The sequence below is a fragment of the Rhodococcus sp. NPDC056743 genome (genome assembly GCF_042790355.1).
Taxonomy (GTDB): domain Bacteria; phylum Actinomycetota; class Actinomycetes; order Mycobacteriales; family Mycobacteriaceae; genus Rhodococcus_F.
In genome coordinates this window covers 389,918-408,094 of record NZ_JBHTZI010000001.1, presented here as the reverse complement: position 1 = coordinate 408,094, position 18,177 = coordinate 389,918, and the positions used below count along the sequence as shown (strand labels likewise).

General features: G+C 54.2%; 13 protein-coding genes. 3 read left to right on the top strand and 10 right to left on the bottom strand.

The features are described 5' to 3' along the window. Positions 1-110 precede the first annotated feature (110 nt). On the top strand, positions 111-1,961 hold the full coding sequence (locus tag ACFRFQ_RS01805; RefSeq protein ID WP_378652372.1) for a DUF4012 domain-containing protein: 1,851 nt from the start codon (positions 111-113) through the stop codon (positions 1,959-1,961). A gap of 200 nt (positions 1,962-2,161) precedes the next feature. On the opposite strand, the gene ACFRFQ_RS01800 is transcribed toward ACFRFQ_RS01805, so the two are convergent. The 10 genes from ACFRFQ_RS01800 to ACFRFQ_RS01755 all read right to left on the bottom strand — a co-directional run bounded on the left by ACFRFQ_RS01800 (position 2,162) and on the right by ACFRFQ_RS01755 (position 14,064). Continuing rightward, positions 2,162-3,073: a glycosyltransferase family 2 protein gene (locus tag ACFRFQ_RS01800; RefSeq protein ID WP_378652369.1), complete on the bottom strand. Its 912-nt coding sequence runs from the start codon at positions 3,071-3,073 to the stop codon at positions 2,162-2,164. Continuing rightward, positions 3,066-4,517, bottom strand: a complete 1,452-nt coding sequence (locus tag ACFRFQ_RS01795; RefSeq protein ID WP_378652367.1) for a lipopolysaccharide biosynthesis protein — start codon at positions 4,515-4,517, stop codon at positions 3,066-3,068. The genes ACFRFQ_RS01800 and ACFRFQ_RS01795 overlap by 8 nt, the downstream gene beginning before the upstream one ends. After that, positions 4,514-5,626: a polysaccharide pyruvyl transferase family protein gene (locus tag ACFRFQ_RS01790; protein WP_378652364.1), complete on the bottom strand. Its 1,113-nt coding sequence runs from the start codon at positions 5,624-5,626 to the stop codon at positions 4,514-4,516. The genes ACFRFQ_RS01795 and ACFRFQ_RS01790 overlap by 4 nt, the downstream gene beginning before the upstream one ends. Before the next feature lies 1 nt (position 5,627). Then, a complete protein-coding gene (locus tag ACFRFQ_RS01785; RefSeq protein WP_378652362.1) occupies positions 5,628-6,527 on the bottom strand; it encodes a glycosyltransferase family 2 protein in 900 nt (299 codons plus the stop codon). Continuing rightward, positions 6,502-7,773 (bottom strand): O-antigen ligase family protein, encoded by a 1,272-nt coding sequence (locus ACFRFQ_RS01780; protein WP_378652359.1) that lies wholly within the window; start codon positions 7,771-7,773, stop codon positions 6,502-6,504. Before ACFRFQ_RS01780 ends, ACFRFQ_RS01785 begins: the two co-directional genes overlap by 26 nt. Further along, entirely contained in the window at positions 7,770-8,885 is a 1,116-nt protein-coding gene (locus ACFRFQ_RS01775; protein WP_378652356.1) for a polysaccharide pyruvyl transferase family protein, read from the bottom strand. The genes ACFRFQ_RS01780 and ACFRFQ_RS01775 overlap by 4 nt, the downstream gene beginning before the upstream one ends. Continuing rightward, complete coding sequence (locus ACFRFQ_RS01770) at positions 8,828-9,856, bottom strand: glycosyltransferase family 4 protein (protein ID WP_378652353.1); 1,029 nt, start codon at positions 9,854-9,856, stop codon at positions 8,828-8,830. The genes ACFRFQ_RS01775 and ACFRFQ_RS01770 overlap by 58 nt, the downstream gene beginning before the upstream one ends. Beyond that, a complete protein-coding gene (locus tag ACFRFQ_RS01765) occupies positions 9,853-10,908 on the bottom strand; it encodes a glycosyltransferase family 4 protein (RefSeq protein WP_378652350.1) in 1,056 nt (351 codons plus the stop codon). The genes ACFRFQ_RS01770 and ACFRFQ_RS01765 overlap by 4 nt, the downstream gene beginning before the upstream one ends. 169 nt (positions 10,909-11,077) lie before the next feature. Then, the gene (locus ACFRFQ_RS01760) at positions 11,078-12,397 is read right to left on the bottom strand and encodes a UDP-glucose dehydrogenase family protein (protein ID WP_378652347.1); all 1,320 of its coding nucleotides are present in this window, start codon (positions 12,395-12,397) and stop codon (positions 11,078-11,080) included. Positions 12,398-12,576: 179 nt separating this feature from the next. Further along, positions 12,577-14,064 carry a sugar transferase gene (locus tag ACFRFQ_RS01755; protein WP_378653490.1) on the bottom strand — a complete coding sequence of 496 codons (1,488 nt, stop codon included), beginning with the start codon at positions 14,062-14,064 and terminating at the stop codon, positions 12,577-12,579. A gap of 1,166 nt (positions 14,065-15,230) precedes the next feature. Here ACFRFQ_RS01755 and ACFRFQ_RS01750 point away from each other — a divergent pair. Both ACFRFQ_RS01750 and ACFRFQ_RS01745 read left to right on the top strand, forming a co-directional pair. Next, positions 15,231-16,712, top strand: coding sequence for a hypothetical protein (locus ACFRFQ_RS01750; protein ID WP_378652345.1), 1,482 nt, complete (start codon positions 15,231-15,233; stop codon positions 16,710-16,712). Further along, a complete protein-coding gene (locus tag ACFRFQ_RS01745) occupies positions 16,706-18,160 on the top strand; it encodes a glycosyltransferase (protein ID WP_378652343.1) in 1,455 nt (484 codons plus the stop codon). Before ACFRFQ_RS01750 ends, ACFRFQ_RS01745 begins: the two co-directional genes overlap by 7 nt. The last annotated feature ends 17 nt before the right edge of the window (positions 18,161-18,177 follow it).

Sequence of the window (18,177 nt, the reverse complement as noted above, 5' to 3'; positions counted from 1 at the left end):
AGAACGGCCAGGCTGAAGTTTACTGTGCGACGCACCTTCTCACCACTTAAGGACCATTCTTGCACACCGCGGTAACCTCTGACGACCCCGAAAGTCAGGAGTATTTAGTTATGTCCAACCCCACCTCGGGACTAAAGTCCGATGACGAATCCGAATCACCAGAATCGGCATCCGAAACTACTTTGCGGATTCGACGCCGAAGCCGCGTCAAGACGTCACATCTGCGACGCAACATACTTGCCGGATTTGGCGTGTTTACGCTGGTAATCGTCGCTTTTGGAGCGTGGATGGGCTACTCCGCCATCACCACAAAGGGCAATCTCGAATCGGCTCGAGATCATGCGCAGTCCACCAAGACCGCGCTATTGGCAGGCGATACGGAGGCTGCCGAGCGGTCTGCGGCTGACGCTGACAAATATGCGGCCATGGCATATTCGGAGACACAATCCCTTCCCTGGAGCATCGTTTCAGCTATCCCCGTACTCGGCAGTCCCTTCGACACCACCACGCAGATGACAGATGTCGTCCACGGCCTGACCAAGGAAATTCTCATCCCGGCAGTTGACGCCGGAACTGCTCTTGCTCCTGATGAATTGATTCAGTCCGGTGGCCGAATCGCACTCGAGCCGCTGCGGGAGGCGACACCGGTTCTCGAGCAGACAGCAACCGCCGCGGCACAATTGTCAGCGCGGGCAGCGGCGATACCGGAAGCCAGTTTTGTGAGCGCAGTTAACGATGCGCGTACCTCATTAGTGGATCAAACTACCGAGCTGACAAACCTTCTGGAGAACACAGCGCTCGCCTCGCGCCTTGCGCCGGCAATGCTCGGAGCCGACGGCCCGCGTAATTACTTCATCGGATTCCAGACAAATGCCGAAGCTCGCGGAACCGGCGGGTTGCTGGGAGGCTACGGCGTTGTGCGCGTCGACAACGGAACCGCACGGGTTGACACACTAGGCCGCAGCACCGAATTGGGTGTGGACAACAGTCCAATAGACCTAGGTCCTGACTTTGCCAATCTCTACGGAATGAGCCGCCCTACAACCGACTTCCGCAATAGCAACCTCAGCTCCCACTTCCCGTACGCAGCCCAGATCTGGCAATCCCTGTGGTTGCAGGAGTCGAAGGGTGAGGTGGTGGACGGTGCCATCGCAACCGACCCAATTGCATTGAGCTACATACTCAAAGTTGTGGGTCCTATCACAATGCCCGACGGCGAGAGGGTTACAGCGGACAACGTTGTGGAACTCACCGAGTCAACTGCATACACGCGATTCGCGGACAACAACAGCGCACGAAAGCAGTATCTGCAGAACATCGCTGGACTTGTCGTGGAGAAGATGAGCGGAAACATCAGCTCTCCCAGTGCCCTTCTCGACGCGTTGGGACGCGGTGTCTCCGAAGGCCGTATCGCTGTGTGGAGCGCGCATCCCGAGGAGCAGGAACTGCTTGCCGCAACACCTTTGGCGCATACTGTGCCTACGGATGCTGCACCCTTTGCGGGTGTGGTGATCAACAATCAGGCTGGCAACAAGCTCGACTACTACTTGACGCGCTCGATCCACTACACGGCGGACAGTTGTGAAGGTGATACTCGAAACTCAACGGTGACAGTCAGTCTCACCAACAACACTCCGGCAGGCGATCTTCCGGACTACGTAGACGGGATCGTGGCAAATCCTCGGAATCTGCCGCAGGGCACGAACATGGCTGCCGTTTCCCTGCTCGCAACCCAGGGAGCAAAGCTGGATAGTGTTGGGGTGGACGGAAAAATCTCCTTCTCCGCCAGCGGAAAGGAACTTGGTCACCCCGTTTTCATGGCCTTGGCCGAGGTACCGAAGGGCCAAACGGTGGATGTCGTCTTCAAACTCACCGAGCCGACGTCACCCGGCGAAGCACGTGTTCCCGTACAACCCTTGGTAGATGACGCTGTAGTGACGATCGACGTACCAACCTGCTAGCAATCGAGATTCCCGCGACGGCATGAATGGATCGCCTCGAGATGCTCACGACGTCCTGATATGGGGCACTCGCGACGCCGATGCTCCGATCACGCACTTCTGATCAGTTGAACGCAGTGCATGGTCGGAGCATCTCCGAGATGGGAACCTTTCAACTCATCCCACACCAATACACCATGCACACGATGAGAGAAGAATGCCTAACGCGATACGGAATTGAGTCGAGTTCGATCATGTCCACGTAAACGAGCAATCACATCAACATTCTGAGCCGCGTGCAGGATCTCGACCGGACGATAGTAGAGAGCAAGCCGAAGTGAATGGTAGAGGCGAAATACAAATATCTTTTCACTGTGGGACTTGATATGATGTATCGATCGCCGCAACGTTTGAATATCTTCCTTCGACAACGACGATTTGTGTTTCATCAAATACATCTCTGTACCATTTGCCCGCTTTGCCGACTTCTGAGTTAGCTGGCCGCTTCTGTGCCTGCGCTGCAAAACAAGACGCTCTGAGACAACAGCATAGGAGCACCCGGCCTGCAGAAACCGATAGAGGAAATCGGTGTCATTCTTTACCAGTAGTTCAGGATCATATCCGCCGACAAGCCAGAATACGTCAGCTGGCAATACGACGTTACTCCCGGTTGCGCCGGGGTTCATTGCCGCAGAAGCTGAGGGCGGCAGGCCCTCCACCATAGAAGCTCCGTCGAAATATTCATCATCGAGAAACTCAGCCAACCAAGTAACCACAAGCTGCCGGTTTGTCTCTTGCAATCGCGCCAAAGCGTGATGCAAATAATCGGGGCACCAAAGATCATCGTCGTCAAGAAATGCGAGAATATCCCCGGTTGCCATACGTGCACCATAGTTCCGGGATCGGGATGCCCCACCGGCTGTATTCGGCGGCTCACAGTATCGAATGGGCACTTCGACACGAGCCTGCGCTTGTACGCACACCGCCCTCGCGTCAGCGTCCGACACATCACTCACCACCACGATTTCATCCGGCAGGTGTGTCTGTTTAATGACCGATTCTATGGCCAAATTGAGGTATTCAGGTCGCAGGTGCGTTGGAATTATGCAACTCACGGTCATCGGCTTATTCACGCCCAACTGCCTTTCTTGCAAAACTTATCAAAACTGACATATCTTCACGCACGCGATTTGAGATGGCCCACGCTATGCAATACCCGAGAAGAGCGGCAGCGGATCCGGCTATCAGCCGCAGGACGGGCGTCGACGCCGAAAGCGCTGAAGACGCGCACAGTGCCAGAAGAGCGGCAGGAAGCCCGAACCCAAGGACTGCGCGCGCTGCGTCCAGAACAAGCACCCGAACCTTCATTTTGGCGACATGCCCCACCCAAAGCAGCGCCCCAAGCCAGTTCAATGCATAGCCGATCGAAACTGCCCACGCAACGCCTACTGCTCCCCAAGGCAACCCACAGAGGATGACGAGTATAAGAAGCGGTTGCGCAACCAAATAGTAGCGAAGCTGCTGCGTTGCAAGACCAAGGGACATATATATCCAATATACGATCTGCACAATAGAACGAAATACACCGCTAATTGCCAGGATCCTAAGGATCTGTCCCGCTACCTCCCAATCTGGCCCCAGAAGCAAAAGTACCAATTGATCCCCCACCGCAGCCAGAAGGAGGAAAACGCTAGCAGTCAAATAGAGAGCTACAAGTTGCGCGTGGCGTAAATAACGAAAGAAGCGTGCCGGCTGATCTGCAAGCCTGGACAGGACAGGAATCGCTACACGCGAAAGAGGAGTATTTATTTGAGTCAAGGGTAGGCTGACCAAGCTGTAGGCGCGGTCGTACATTCCCAAGCTCGAAGCGCCTGCCGAGCGCCCGAGCGCAATACTATCGACGTTTCTTGTTCCATAGGAGATCAACTGAGTCGCTGCGTAACTAACTCCGAATGTCAACAGATTTCCCATGTCGGTCCGCCTGGGCAACCCCGGCCGCCACCTGGAAAAAGCAACACTTGCAACCAGACCTACACCGGCAAGGGTGACTTGCTGGGACACCAGAGCCCAGAAATTACCAATTGAGAGTGCAAGAATCAACGCGATCAAAAATGCAAATACGAACGGTATTAGATCTACCGCAGCAAGAGCAACGAACCTGAGGTCACGATTTATACTTACCTTGAACTGCGTTGACAGTCCCCCCAGGAGAAAAGTTACAGATAGCGCTCGAACTATTTCCACCAAGGCTGGTTCTGAATAGAAACTAGATATGGGCCCAGCAAGAGAGAAAACAATTGCAGTCAACACGCCACCGACAAGCGTATTGATCCAAAAGAGATTGGACTGCTGTTGAGAAGTGAGTGTACGAGACTGTAACGCTGCCATCGAAAGACCGAAATCGCGAAAGACCTCAGCCACCCCGATGAGCGCCACAACCATGGCAACTAGACCATAGTCAGTAGGCGACAAAAGCCTCGCCAGAATAATGGTCGATCCAAGCATAATTACCAGCTTGATCGCCTGCGATACGAGTGTGATTGCGCTACCCCGCGCAGCACTCTGTGCAAGCGTCATCGGCCGCTACCGCCAGCCACGTGCGTCACGATGGTGTCGCAGAGGATTGTCAAACGCTCTCGCGCTTCATCGACCTGTACTTGCGTCCCGCGTGCCAACGCGTCGCGTGCGACGTTGCCAATCGCATAATGCGGTATCTCGTCTTGCTCTATGCAAAACCCGTCAAGGCCGACCACCGCGAGTGTCCGTCGCAACTTTTCTGAACTGCCGACCGTTAACGGTAGCGGGACTGCCCCCTCCGTTGCGCCCAGGACCAAAGCGTGCAGTCGATCGCTCACTACAGCAGTCGAGTTCCGATATATATCGCGCACCTGTGTCTCGTGTACAGCATGGCTTGTGTCGCCGGCCCAACCGACGACCTTTGTCCCGTCGCCGAGTTCCCTCGCTATCGCCCGAGAGCGATCACCATCACGGACTACCTGAGTGACTAGGATTGGTGTCAGGCCGTTCTCGTCCAATATAGTTCTGACAGCGCCGAACCAGTCTTCCGATGGAAAGTCTCGATCTCCGCGCATAGAAATTGCCAGGAATGAGCGAGACAGACTCAGATCTGTATTATCCGTCGCTACCTTTTGTGGTCCCAGGGCAAATGCCCAGTCTGGCAGAACCTGCCCAATTCCTGACCAATCTCGGCTCTTCCCATCACGCCATGTCACAAGATTGCACATCCGGAGAACGCACCGAGCCGCGAAGTCACGTGGCTCTGCAGGATCGCGAATCCCCACTCCGGTATGTATCGCTGCGCCACCTCTCAATCGAATGATCGCGACGGCAATCGTTTGAAATCTGCCGAGATGGCTGTGCGCACGGTCAACACGAACCTCACCAGCGTTGAAAACCAAGGAGCATTTCCCGCGAAATGCTGAAAGCATCAGGCTACGCCGCCACGCACGTCGCGATTCGTAAATGACGTCGTCCGATTTTAGACCCAGAGCCGATATATAACTAGTGGAATTAGATCCTACAAGTACATGGACTTCCACATGACTTCTGTCCAGAGAATCGAGAAGACCCCGACGAAGAACGGAATCTCCTAGGTTGTCCTCCTGGCCGATCGATGTGACGAAAACACGTGGTTTGATTTCATTCTCTTTCGATCTTCTCAGCATGTCAGTTCCTTTGCCACGGAGACGACGAAAGTTTGGCTACAGCCGCGCGAGGGTCTTTTGAAGCCCATTTCAATATGTGTCCAGTCGCGGAAATTCTCTTTCCTGATGCCCACAGTGAACGCGCTAACCTGACATCAGCAGCCCTGGACAGATCACGCGCCGTCATTTCTTCGATTTCTATTCCTAGATTCTTCGCATAATATGCTCGAATCTTCTCTTTAGCCTCCAATGCCGACTCTGCATTTTTTGATGATTTTCCACCTGAAAGAGTGTATCGGCAGGTAGGTTCATCTCTAACTGATATCCTTCCAGTAAGAGATAATCTGATAAGAAGCTGGTAATCGTCAGCATACTTCGTATCAAGCACAGATGGCGACATACTTTCAGCGGCCTCGTACGCAGTTCTTCTAACCACCGCTGCACACGGAGGCCAAGGCCCGTAGCCTTCCACCAGAAGCGATTGCACAGTGACAGGAGAATATCGAATCGGAAAGTTTTTATCTGCCGTTCCGACCCCGGTCCCGATCACGGTTCCTGCGGAAACAACTAAATCGTCATCCTCGTTCAGAATTTCGACGGAGCGCCTAACTGCAGATGGAATGATTTGATCATCAGCATCCAGAAACAAAAGATACTTCGTTTTCGCGCGAGACGCACCAAGTCTGCGCGCTATATAGGCACCCTGATTTTCCTGCCTAATGCAACGTGCGCCAGAGGCTTCCGCCACCTTGGACGTACAATCATCTGACCCGTCGTCCACGACAATCACTTCATACGGACGTGCCTCCGCGGCCGAGAAAATAGATTTTGCGATAGTACTTTCTGCACGATAGGCTGGTATTATCACCGTTAAATCCAACCGATCATTCGATCCTTTATCGAGTTCGAACGATTCGTTCATCGTTGGCCCTTTCTTGTGAATCCTGCAGCTCATCGCCAATATAATCGAAAGATACTAACGCCAGCATTAAAAGGAACCAGTATTGCTGCTGTTCATAGAATGCGGAAGTGAGACCGAAAGTTAGCACCGCGACAACAACACTTGCGGCGACGGCATTTCGCGCCGCTATTAACGACCGTATAACATGTGTAATTAGGACCAAGCTAATCAAGGAAAAGCTGATGATCATAAATATTCCGCCTTGATACCAAGCGCGCAATAGATAGTTATGAACGACCGTGACACCATTGAAGGTACCCTGATTAGCTCCGTCGAGGCCGACACCCGAGAACGGGTCTTCAGATATCGATTCCAGAGCGAAATCATAAGTCCGTTGTCGAATGTCGAATGATGCGACTCCGTCCGACTCACCAGTCACTTCCTGCACTCGGGACTCCACCGGCGACAACAGCACATTCGAGTCAACACCGGCGAGAGCAGCGATTACTAAAGAAATCACACCAAGTATCAGCACCGTAAAGATAAATTTTGACGCAGCCCTGAGAGATACGACAAGCACAACGAGCGACACACCCATCGCTATCATCGAACTGATGCTACCGGTACCGACCAAGGCCGCAGCGTTTATCGTCGCAAGAAAAAACCGAATAATTCGATGCTTTCCATCAGCCTTGACTCCAAGGCAAATAAGGATCGCTACTACGCACATAAGACCTAGGACGTTTGGGTGTCCGGCCAAACCATTCGCACGTCCACTATTCGCCACCATGCCCAGAATCGGGATGCCGGCCAACTGTAGCAATCCTGCCACAGCCGACAATGTCTGCACCCCAACAAACCCAACTAAAACTCTGCCAATGAATGGAGGAATCGCGTTTCGGTAGAACGAAAACACCATAGGAGAAAACCAGAGCAAAACCACAAATTTTATTGCAACGAGTATTGACGCGTTCAAGTTGGAATTAACACCAGAGAAAAGCGCAGCTAAAGGAATGCATACGACAGCAAAACGCCATTTCGCGACGAGTGCCGATGATTTAAAGTGCCCGAATGCCATGCAGGCTATCAGTAGCAGCGAAATCAAGTCTGGAATTCTACTACTGAGGGAGGAAATTTCCAGTCGATATATAGGGACGCATGCCAGAATTGCAACCCACATCCAGGACATGATGATCACTGAGGTCTTTGGCTCACACTGATCAGGTTGCCCGATAATGCCCGGCACTGTAGTCAAAGCAGTCTTCATGACCGGATTCCTGCCAGTCGCCGTAAATCCTCCACCAAACTAGCCCGATGGGAATTGGACTTTTCGAGCACCGAGTTGAGCGATTCGACGTAACTGGCACGTTGACGCTCATCGTCTAGAAGTGCACGCATTTGGCGTACAACTCTGAACGGTTCGAATTTGTTCACGTTGTGAACAAATGCGTCGAGCCCAAGATCTTCGAACGCTCCGAATCCCTTCCGCTCATACGCCAGATGAATTACGAAATGACCAGCTTGCAATGCCATCAGTGCAGCATGCAGTCGAACGGCGACCACTACTCGAGATTTCTCGCCAAATCCTGGACTCATTAGCTCTTGACGGGACAATATACGGCGAGGACCGATAGATCGCATCGATTCTGTATCGTTGTTTCCTGCAGTCGCACTTTGAACGTATCCGTCGAAAACCCCCACTTGGCGAGAAAAGTCAATTACAAGTGGACTTATCTTTCCTCGCACGGAACGGATCGAGACCACGGGGATCGAGTCGACATCGAATGACGCGGTTTGTCGAGGAGATGACGAGAGAATCGCCAGATCGCTAGTTCTCACAACACCCGCTTGCGCAAACTCTACCGAACTTCGATCGTCGCGAACGTGCACGATCTCCACGTTCGTGAGTCGCGAGTTCAACAGCCGTCCGATGAGCGGGGACGCCGGTCCGATACTCTGCGGGAGATAGATCGACGGCGTCCTTGTCCGCGATGCCGCCAACAGTTGAGGACCATGAACGAGCGCCATCTTGATTGCTTCAGTTGCATGCCCTGCACGTAGGTATCCACCGCCCACACCCACGATGACATCGAATTCGGACAGCGACCGGAGAGTCTTTACGTAGCTTCGGTTGTAACCGAACAAGCTAGGACTCGAGTCGACGATTTCAACGTCGAGTCCTGTGAATGTGTCGGGATGAGAAGCAGCGACTGTGATCTGCGCATTCGCGCCAAATGCGTCGCGGATTAGCGAGAGAGTCTCACGCACCAACAAGCCGTCGCCGGCATTCTCGGCGCTGTACGCGTGAAGAACCAAGACCTTCAATTTTCTAAGACCTTCCTGTACACAGCAAGATGTGCATCGACGCTCGCCGCCCACGAGAATTTGGACGACCACTCCTTGCCATGACGCGCCGCCGATGCGAGCCAGTTCGAATCAGCCAACGTCTCGGAAATCCCGCTGGAGATCGCATCGGTATCAACCGACTTCAAGATTCTCGACGGACCGGCGACCTCCGCGAGTGCGCCACAATTCGACGTCAGCACGGGAGCTCCCGCAGCCATCGCTTCGAGAACTGGAAATCCGAATCCTTCATATCGACTCGGAAAGACAAAAAGCGCGCACCGCTGCATCAACGCAGCACGATCGTCGTCAGAAACGAATCCTAGATATATGACATCGGGGCTGTTCTCGATGGTGGACATCGCTTCTCCGTAGTTCCAGGCCGGCTTACCCGCGATTACCAACGGCAAACCGAACCCTCGCACCTCTTTCGACGCTACTGCGTTGACAAGTGCTGGTATATTCTTTCGCGGCTCGATATTTCCTACATAAAGCATGAACTCATCGGGAATAAGATCAGATACTTCACGGGAAAGCGGTACGCGCGATGCAAACGAAGCCCAATCGATCCCGTGAGGTATGACTGAAATGCTGCCGAAGGAAACGTCGAAGATCTCGGCAATATCATATGCACTGGATTGCGAGACAGTAATTAGTGCATCAGTCGAAGAAATAGCTCGCGAGACCCGTGTGCGCCAAAGTCTTTCCTGAGCTGGCCCCCTAACGCCGCTGATCCACCTACTGGCGACACCGTGCACTGTAACGACAGACGGAGTGTTTGTAGACATCAAAGGTCCGGTGTCGGCTACATAGTGAAGAACATCAACGCCGCTTCTTTCGAGACCTACGCGTGTCTCCTCGAGCATCGTTCGAATTGCGTTACTCGAGAACGGCATGGAAACGACCTCGACATCACGCGCACGTAGTCCTTCGGCGAGAGTCCTCGCGTAGGTTGTGTTGCCTCCGACATGGCGGTCGAGTATGCGTCCCGGCATCGAAACCTTCATCGGTTACCCCCGTAGAGTATTTCGAGTGCTCGACTTTGTACTTCCGGAGAGTGAACCTCAAGCGAGTCTTCGGTTGCTGCGCGGGCAGCTCTTTGGAATTTCTGGTCCGTAAAGAATCGATCGACTGCAATGGCTGCCCCAGTCGCATCGTTCGACGTCATTGCAAACCCCAGACCTTCCAGACAATCGATACCCCTCACCAAGACCGGAGTTCCGAGGGAAGCGGCCTCCAGCAAGGTGATCGGAGCGCCTTCCCATTGCGCCGTATGCAAATACAAATCCGCCGAGGCAAGGTGGCGATACACTTGATCATTTGGCAGCCAACCGGTCACAACAACACCGGCATTCGTTAACTTCGTTCGCATATCAGAATCACCATCTCCCACCCATATCCACTGCACTTGCGCATTCGACGCCAGAGCGGTTTGCACCAGGAAGTCTGGATCCTTCTGCTCTGAGATTCTGCCTACCATCACTACCTTCGGCAGGGCATCCGAAGTCGATGTGAATTTGGGTGGCTGGTTCCGATGAGGAACCACGTTAGGGATATAGACAACATTGGCGCGCGCCCCTGCCAGTCGAACTGCAGATGACACCTCGAATGGACTGATTCCCGCTACGGTCTGCTTGCGTTGCGTCAAGAGGACTTCAGTTGCCCGGTACGCCATTCGCATGAAACGTCCGTAGTCGCGCCGCAAGAATGCGTATGCGTGTGGTGTGTACACGATTTTAGTTTCAGAGGGGAGGATGAATGCCCGCAAAAGCCCGGCAAGGCTGGAATGGAGGTGAACAACTCGCGGGCGGGTTTTCTGTATGTAAGCTCGGACATGGAGCAAAAAAGAAGGTAGCGAACCGTCATAGCCTTCCATAGTCGCTGTCGAGTGCTCGCCTATGTTGTGTTCAGCCCGCACACGAACCAATACGTGATGGGTGAAGCTCGGAGAGTTCTCGATGTATCGCGAGATCGCCGACTGCACACCTCCACCATATGCCTCCGAAACATGCAGAACGTCGATCGATTTGCACTCGAGCGTCGAACTTGTGTTGTTCATGACTATTCCAAACTCTTGTCTCTGGTTCTTATCGACCACTCAAGTTCTCAGCGATTTCTTCCGAGTTCTTCAACAAAAGCGAACGGAGTCCTCTCGTATCCCGCAGTGAATTCAGAACTCGCGTCAGCCGGTCAATTCAGGGAAAGCGCTTCTTCCCCGATCAGTCGGACTACGGCCTTCCCAGACCACGGTACGACCATCCTGCAGAACGCCATTGATCAGGATTCAAACAGTTCCTTCCATCAATCAAGTTCTTCTGCCGCACAACAGAATTCAACGAACGTGGCTTCAGATCCTTGAATTCTCTCCACTCTGTCAGCACGAGTACGACGTCCGCTCCCTCACACGCTTCCAAGGCAGACGTGCTGTATGTGAGTGTGGGGAACAGAGCGCGGGAGTTATCCATGGCTTTCGGGTCGTAAACGTTCACCGCTGCACCCTGAAGTTGGATCTGACCTGCAACATTCAGCGCAGGGGAGTCGCGAACATCGTCGGAATCGGGCTTGAAGGCGGCTCCAAGTACTGCCACTCTGGCACCCAACAGCGAACCGCATGCTTCCCGAGCCAGTTCAACCATTCGCGTACGACGACGCATATTGATGTTGTCGACCTCTCGCAGGAAGGTCAGCGCCTGGTCGGCGCCTAGCTCTCCTGCCCGCGCCATGAACGCACGTATGTCCTTTGGTAGACATCCGCCGCCGAATCCGATGCCCGCGTTCAGGAATTTCCGGCCAATGCGATCATCATGTCCGATCGCGTCGGCCAGCACTGTCACATCAGCTCCCGCTGCCTCACATACCTCGGCAATAGCGTTGATAAACGAAATCTTGGTAGCCAGAAAGGCATTCGCGGATGCCTTTACCAGCTCGGCCGTCGCCAGGTCGGTCACGAGGAACGGAATTTTCTCTCCGAGCAGCTGCGCGTAAACCTCGCGCGCCAATTCTTCCGCTCGTCCCGTTCGTTCTCGATCCACACCAAGCACCAATCGGTCCGGATGCAAGGTGTCCTTGACTGCGTATCCCTCTCGGAGAAACTCGGGATTCCAGGCAACCTCGACACCCTCGCCTGCGGGAGCGAGTTCTCGAGCCATCGTGCCAAGTCGTTCCGCTGTCCCCACAGGCACGGTCGACTTTCCGAAAATGACTGCAGGTTTGGTCAGCAACGGCGCCAGAGTTGCAACGACCGCATCTACGTATTTCATGTCTGCGGCATACTCGCCCTTCTTTTGAGGCGTGCCTACACCGAGAAAGTGCACCTCAGCGAACTCGGCTGCCTCCTCGTAGGAGGAGGTGAAGCGCAATCGGCCGGCCGCGATATTGCGTTGCAGGATCTCTTCGAGGCCCGGTTCCCAAAATGGAACCTCTCCGGCTTCGAGCTTCTGCAACTTCGATTCATCGACGTCCACCCCCAACACCTCATGACCTAATTCGGCCATACATGCCGCGTGCGTAGCGCCCAGATACCCGGTACCGAAGACTGTGATCCGCATGATCTTGCAATTCCTTTACGTTCAGCCGACAAAGTGTGGGCGATAGTTTGTCCGAAAATCTGTTCTAGGGGTCCAAAGGGACGGAGGCCGTGATCGAGTTGCCGCACCGTCCGTTGCCATGACATGACATGACATGACATGGAAGATTCCACGCAAATTCGATTGATGGGTGATGTGGATCAGTACGCCCCGTCGCTAGCCGCTACTGCCCGCAGAGTCTTGGCAACGATCAGAACGTCTCCCATCATCGACCAGTTGTCGACGTAGGAAAGATCCAGTCGCACAGTGTCTTCCCATGAAAGGTCGGAGCGTCCGCTCACCTGCCACAGTCCGGTAATTCCGGGCTTGACCAGAAGCCGACGACTCACTGTGCCGTCATACATCTCCACTTCCCGTCGAAGTGGAGGACGCGGACCCACAACACTCATCTCACGTCGTAGCACATTGAGGAACTGTGGCAGCTCGTCGATCGAGTATCTGCGTAAGAAGCGCCCCACAGTAGTGACCCGAGGGTCATCACGCATCTTGAACAACACGCCGGCACCCTCATTGTCCTGCATCAGGCTGTCGACTTGCTTGTCGGCATTCTGCACCATCGAACGAAACTTGAGCATGGGGAACGGTTCGCCGTACAAGCCCATCCGCTCCGACCTATACAGGATGGGGCCGGGGCTGGTCAGCTTCACTGCCACTGCCGCAGCAAGGAGCACCGGACTGATGAGGATCAAAATCGTTGTCGCAAAGACGATGTCGAACGATGTCTTCGCAAACTTCTGTGCGCTGTGATAACGCGGGCGCTCCACATGGATCAGCGGAAGGCCGGCAACGGGGCGCATCGAGAGTCTGGGTCCAGCCACATCGAGAATGCCAGGGGACACAACAAGATCCACCCTCTTGCTCTCGAGATCCCATGCGAGCTTGCGCATTCCGTCCAAGCCCAGATGTTCGGTAGCGGTCACCGCCACAGTGTCCGCGCCAACCACGTCAAGTGCCCGGGTGACGTCGTGTTCGTCGCCCAAAACGGGGATACTTCGGCCTCTTACCGTAATTACTTCATTCGCGTCACTGTTGTGACCCGGTGTGCAAACCCCTACCACTCTGAATCCGTCAGCTGATCCCCGCTCGAAGTTCTCGGCCAGGTTTACGACGCCTTGACGATTGCCCACGACAAGTACAGATGTCCTGAACTCGCCTCGCGCCCTTCGGCGGGCAATGACGCGTCGCCAGAACCAACGGTTGACCAGCAGCGCTACGATCCCGAGTGGAAAGGCAAAAGCCAGATAGAGACGTGCGATGTCGATCTGAAGTAGCAAGCTGCATATCGCAATCAGGCCGAATAGGCGTACCGTGCTCACGAAAATTCTTCGATACTCTTCCGGCCCGCTTCCGATCACTCGAATCGATCTGGTCCGGAATATGCTGAGCACCGCAATCCACATGGCGATCAAGACAAGCGAGACTGCGGTATAGCTGTAGTTGCCGAGTCCATCGGCACTTACCCCGCCCGAGTCCGCACCGAAGCGAAACCACTGGGCAAGAAACACTGCCACGGCAATAATTGCCGAATCACTGATGGCCAACCGTCGAATGTAGGCAGCTTGCCATCGATGCCGCGAAGACGCCTCAGGCTTGACATCAGGCGGAACTGGTTGAGCGTCAGGTCCCACGTAAGGGCTTGTGCGGGGCTCCTCGCTGTCATTGAGCGTTGTCACCTGTTCAGCTCTCCTTCCTCGTCGGATATTTCCGGATCAACCACTCTCTTGCAGTGCTCGAACAGTCCGAAATTGCCTGACCACCTGAACCAACCAGAGCACGTGGCAAGTGCTCCGCACATCGGTTTCACTTCGATTGGCCGGACTCTGCGAATGTCCGTTACGTACCAAGTGGGTTCTATTCCACCACCGTCTCGCGGCATGATCAAATGCAATAACACCGCAGGTTGACAGCGGTAACCCACCCAGATCCTCAAAGTCACTCGAAACGACTGATCGTCAACAAACAATCATTGTCGCTCGAGAAATTTGCGTGACCCGTCTACGCAATCTCCACCACCTTGGCAATCAATCAGCAAATACGGGATCCGGTCCTCTTTGCCCGGATCCCGACAGTGCGCCAATCAGTTGCCAGCCACCCAAACAGCGGAGATATGCGCAGATCAAATCTATTTCCGTCCCAGCAACTGTAACTTCGGCCGAACGAGGGGGATACGGACCAAATCACCCGGGAGGTTTGCGACCTTTGTCCCGTTTCGAATTTTGACCATTCGCAGCCGGAAACTACGGCAACCCAAAGGCGAATGAAACGGCCTCGTAAACTCGGGCCCACACAAGCCGATAGGCATCTGCTGGACATTCGTCCACTTCTCGGCGATATTATTTACCTCACATGAGTTAGAAATCCCACTATGTGACATAGTGCCGATTTCAAGTATTACCCTGGCGGCACTTCCTGCATCCTCGCTAAGCCTCACCATGTCGAAAACCAGCAAAATCACGCTTACCTGTTGCGCCCCATTGGGGTCGTTCCGCGGTCCACTCCCCTGAAAGCCGCCACGTCTCAACAATTCTGACCGAAAGTAACTATCAGTCGGGGACTTACGTCCCCCTGTGGCTGCATTTGATAATTTTCCAACGCGCAACAAAGCTGCAGATGCCTTTTCCTACGAATGGAGCACATACCTCAGCGGTCGTGATTCGATCGTGGTGCCGGCACTGTTGAAACGCCCATATCTCCCAATTCGTACATCACGCGGAATCGCGTAAGGTCAAAATTCGGACACGTCCGCAGGCTCCCGCGACGATCCGCAGCAGGCTCGTTCACCAGTCACGCTCGAATGGGATCACACATCTTGAAGATCAGCAGTATCCGCGCTGAGTCGGGAATTGTTCCGCGGCTCACAGTCCGTTGGTTGATGATTGCCGCAGCCACGATCTTTGCCTTCTGGCCGACGTGGAACAACCTCTGGCGTAGCACGGTAGACGGCACCGCGATCGGATTTGTATTTGTACTGCCATTGCTGTGCCTGGTCACTGCAGTGGGCACCGACCTCCGACGTGGTCCCGAACTCCCCATTCATGATCGCGAGACAGACAAGATCGTGGGCGGCATAGGGTTGCTGGTCGCGCTCGGGATGCAGGCATTGCTGATGCCGCGTTTCGCGGAGAACTACGAGCTAATGCACATCGATGTGCTCTCTGCTTGGATATTCGTCTGGGGTGCGGCGGTTCTCATGTTCGGGCTACGCCCCGTCAATCGATATTGGTTGATCTGGTTGGCACCTATGGTCTTGAGCCCCTTGTTCTATCGCACATTGGCCACAGAATTGGGTGGCACGCGGTTCGCGTACAGCGTCATCATGGTTTTTGTCGCATCAGCGGCTACAACCATCGCGGTCAGCCGAACTTGGAAACGAGGTTTAGTTGCATTCTTGGTCTCGACCGGTCTGGGCACCGCCTTGGTTTACTACCTTTCACATCAATATCCCACAGTTCCGCTCTTCATTATTCAGCTTTTCCCGACTGTTGGCATCGCCTTATTAGTCGGTGCACTATTTTATCTTTACGAACGACGAGGAAAGTCGCTGAAGCCGTTCGACCGACCGCTTCGAAATCCATCGACAAAGTCAAGTAATTGGACGATCGTCTTCGTATTCGGCGTGGCGATTCTGATGTTTCTCACTCCACTGCCCAATCAGCAGAGTCTTGCGATTTCCCAGGGACCACCCGCCACTGCAGACCCGAGGTTGGTAGTGCCCGCAGGCTGGAGCCAACTCTCGACTGAAGAATTCGACTGGCCTCGCCGGTACTTCGGGTCGACCTCTACATTGACGCGACAAACAATCCGCGCCGACACACCGAACCCGGCTTGGGACGCCCTGATGCGTCCGCGCACAGTGCAAATGGACGTCCTGCAAGTAAGACGCCCGACCACGCTCGCGGTCTACCCGAGTAGCTCGACATACGAGTTGCAGAATGCGCGAGTGAGCCCGACAGTTCAAGTTGAACTGACACGAGGCGTAACGGCCGAGATGTACACGATCGTCGACGACAATCTTCTCCTCACCTGGAGCAATCTCAACTTCATTTGGACTCGCGGTGACGGCGCAGCCCAACGAGTCAGTCTCATTACCGTCGACAACCATGAGCCGGATGCCTATTTCCCGGAGCCGAGTCCATCCATGGCTTCAAACGGAAGCAACTCTCTTGCTTTGCTTTTGCGTGGAAAGAGTTCGACTGAGGACAACGAATCACAGTACAAGGACCTCGGGATGCTCGAGGCAGTAGGACGACTCATCGTGGAGGCACAACAATGGTGAATCCCAACATCCTCGTGAACGGCGATCGCCAATCTGACGCGTTCAAGGAGGCAGCACTGCATGACGCAGTGAGCGGACTGCGTGAGCGTAAACCGATCTCCTCGGCCTCGGTAGCTTTCTACCCCTGGCAGCGCAATGTGTTGTGGGCCCTTCTGGCAATCACAATCCTGTGTCTCGTCTTCTTCCTCACTCCCACACTCATCACACTGACACTTATCTGCGTGGTCGGATACGTCTGGACGATGGTCGATAGACTCATCCTCTTCACCCGCGGTCTCGACGCATCGTCGATCATGACTATCAGCGACGAGGTTGCACTCGCTCTCGTCGATGACGAATTACCGCCGTACACGATCCTTGTACCGGCGTACAACGAACCAGAAGTTGTCGGCGATCTCATCTCCGCAATGAGGGCCATCGACTATCCGACCGACAAACTCCAAGTTCTCCTACTGCTGGAAGAAGACGACCTGATAACTATCGAGGCCGCGCAAAAAGCCGGTGTCGACAAAGTAGTCAGTATTTTGAAAGTCCCTGCTGCAGATCCGCGCACAAAACCCAAGGCATGTAACTACGGACTCCACTTTTCAACGGGCGAGATCATTACCATCTATGACGCCGAAGACTCACCCGATCCCCTTCAATTACGCCGGGTAGTCGCAACTTTCGCTCAATTGCCGTCGAATACTGCCTGCGTTCAGGCGAAACTCGCCTTTCACAACGGTACGCAAAATCTGCTGACAGCATGGTTCACCGCAGACTATGCCCTGTGGTTCAGCTTTATCCTGCCCGGTCTCATGCGCAGCAACTCCCCCATCCCACTCGGCGGGACATCAAATCACCTACGTCGCAGCGTGCTTGACGATATTGGCGCTTGGGACCCATTCAATGTCACCGAGGATGCGGATCTAGGTGTGCGCATTGCCGAGAGCGGATATCGCACGGCCGTCTTGGACTCGACCACACTCGAAGAGGCGAACAGCGACACGATCAACTGGATTCGTCAACGATCCCGCTGGTACAAGGGCTACTTGCAGACATGGCTGGTGCACATGCGCCGACCAGTCCAGTTGTGGCGTGGGATTGGAACGATCGGGTTCTTGCGATTCACTATCCTGATGGCAGGAACACCGGTAGTTGCCACTCTGAACACGATCTTCTGGCTTCTGAGCCTCGCCTGGATACTCGGACAACCTGAAGTCATCCAGGATATCTTCCCTGCTTACGTCTATTTCCCGGCCCTCGTATCGCTCGTCTTCGGAAATGCCGCAGTGATGTACATGAACCTTGTTGCCTGCAGGGAAACCCGGAATGCCGCTTTGCTGGTCGCCTGTCTGACTGCACCGCTGTATTGGGTCCTGATGAGCATCGCTGCGATCAAAGGCACATATCAGTTGATCATGAATCCGTCATACTGGGAGAAAACGTTTCACGGATTGAGCAATTGATCGGCTCTGCAACCAAA

Excerpts from the sequence above, each read along its gene's own strand:
- ACFRFQ_RS01805 (WP_378652372.1), top strand. The coding sequence starts at position 111 with ATGTCCAACCCCACCTCGGGACTAAAGTCCGATGACGAATCCGAATCA.
- ACFRFQ_RS01795 (WP_378652367.1), bottom strand. The coding sequence starts at position 4,517 with ATGACGCTTGCACAGAGTGCTGCGCGGGGTAGCGCAATCACACTCGTA.
- ACFRFQ_RS01790 (WP_378652364.1), bottom strand. The coding sequence starts at position 5,626 with ATGCTGAGAAGATCGAAAGAGAATGAAATCAAACCACGTGTTTTCGTC.
- ACFRFQ_RS01785 (WP_378652362.1), bottom strand. The coding sequence starts at position 6,527 with ATGAACGAATCGTTCGAACTCGATAAAGGATCGAATGATCGGTTGGAT.
- ACFRFQ_RS01780 (WP_378652359.1), bottom strand. The coding sequence starts at position 7,773 with ATGAAGACTGCTTTGACTACAGTGCCGGGCATTATCGGGCAACCTGAT.
- ACFRFQ_RS01770 (WP_378652353.1), bottom strand. The coding sequence starts at position 9,856 with ATGAAGGTTTCGATGCCGGGACGCATACTCGACCGCCATGTCGGAGGC.
- ACFRFQ_RS01765 (WP_378652350.1), bottom strand. The coding sequence starts at position 10,908 with ATGAACAACACAAGTTCGACGCTCGAGTGCAAATCGATCGACGTTCTG.
- ACFRFQ_RS01760 (WP_378652347.1), bottom strand. The coding sequence starts at position 12,397 with ATGCGGATCACAGTCTTCGGTACCGGGTATCTGGGCGCTACGCACGCG.
- ACFRFQ_RS01750 (WP_378652345.1), top strand. The coding sequence starts at position 15,231 with ATGGGATCACACATCTTGAAGATCAGCAGTATCCGCGCTGAGTCGGGA.
- ACFRFQ_RS01745 (WP_378652343.1), top strand. The coding sequence starts at position 16,706 with ATGGTGAATCCCAACATCCTCGTGAACGGCGATCGCCAATCTGACGCG.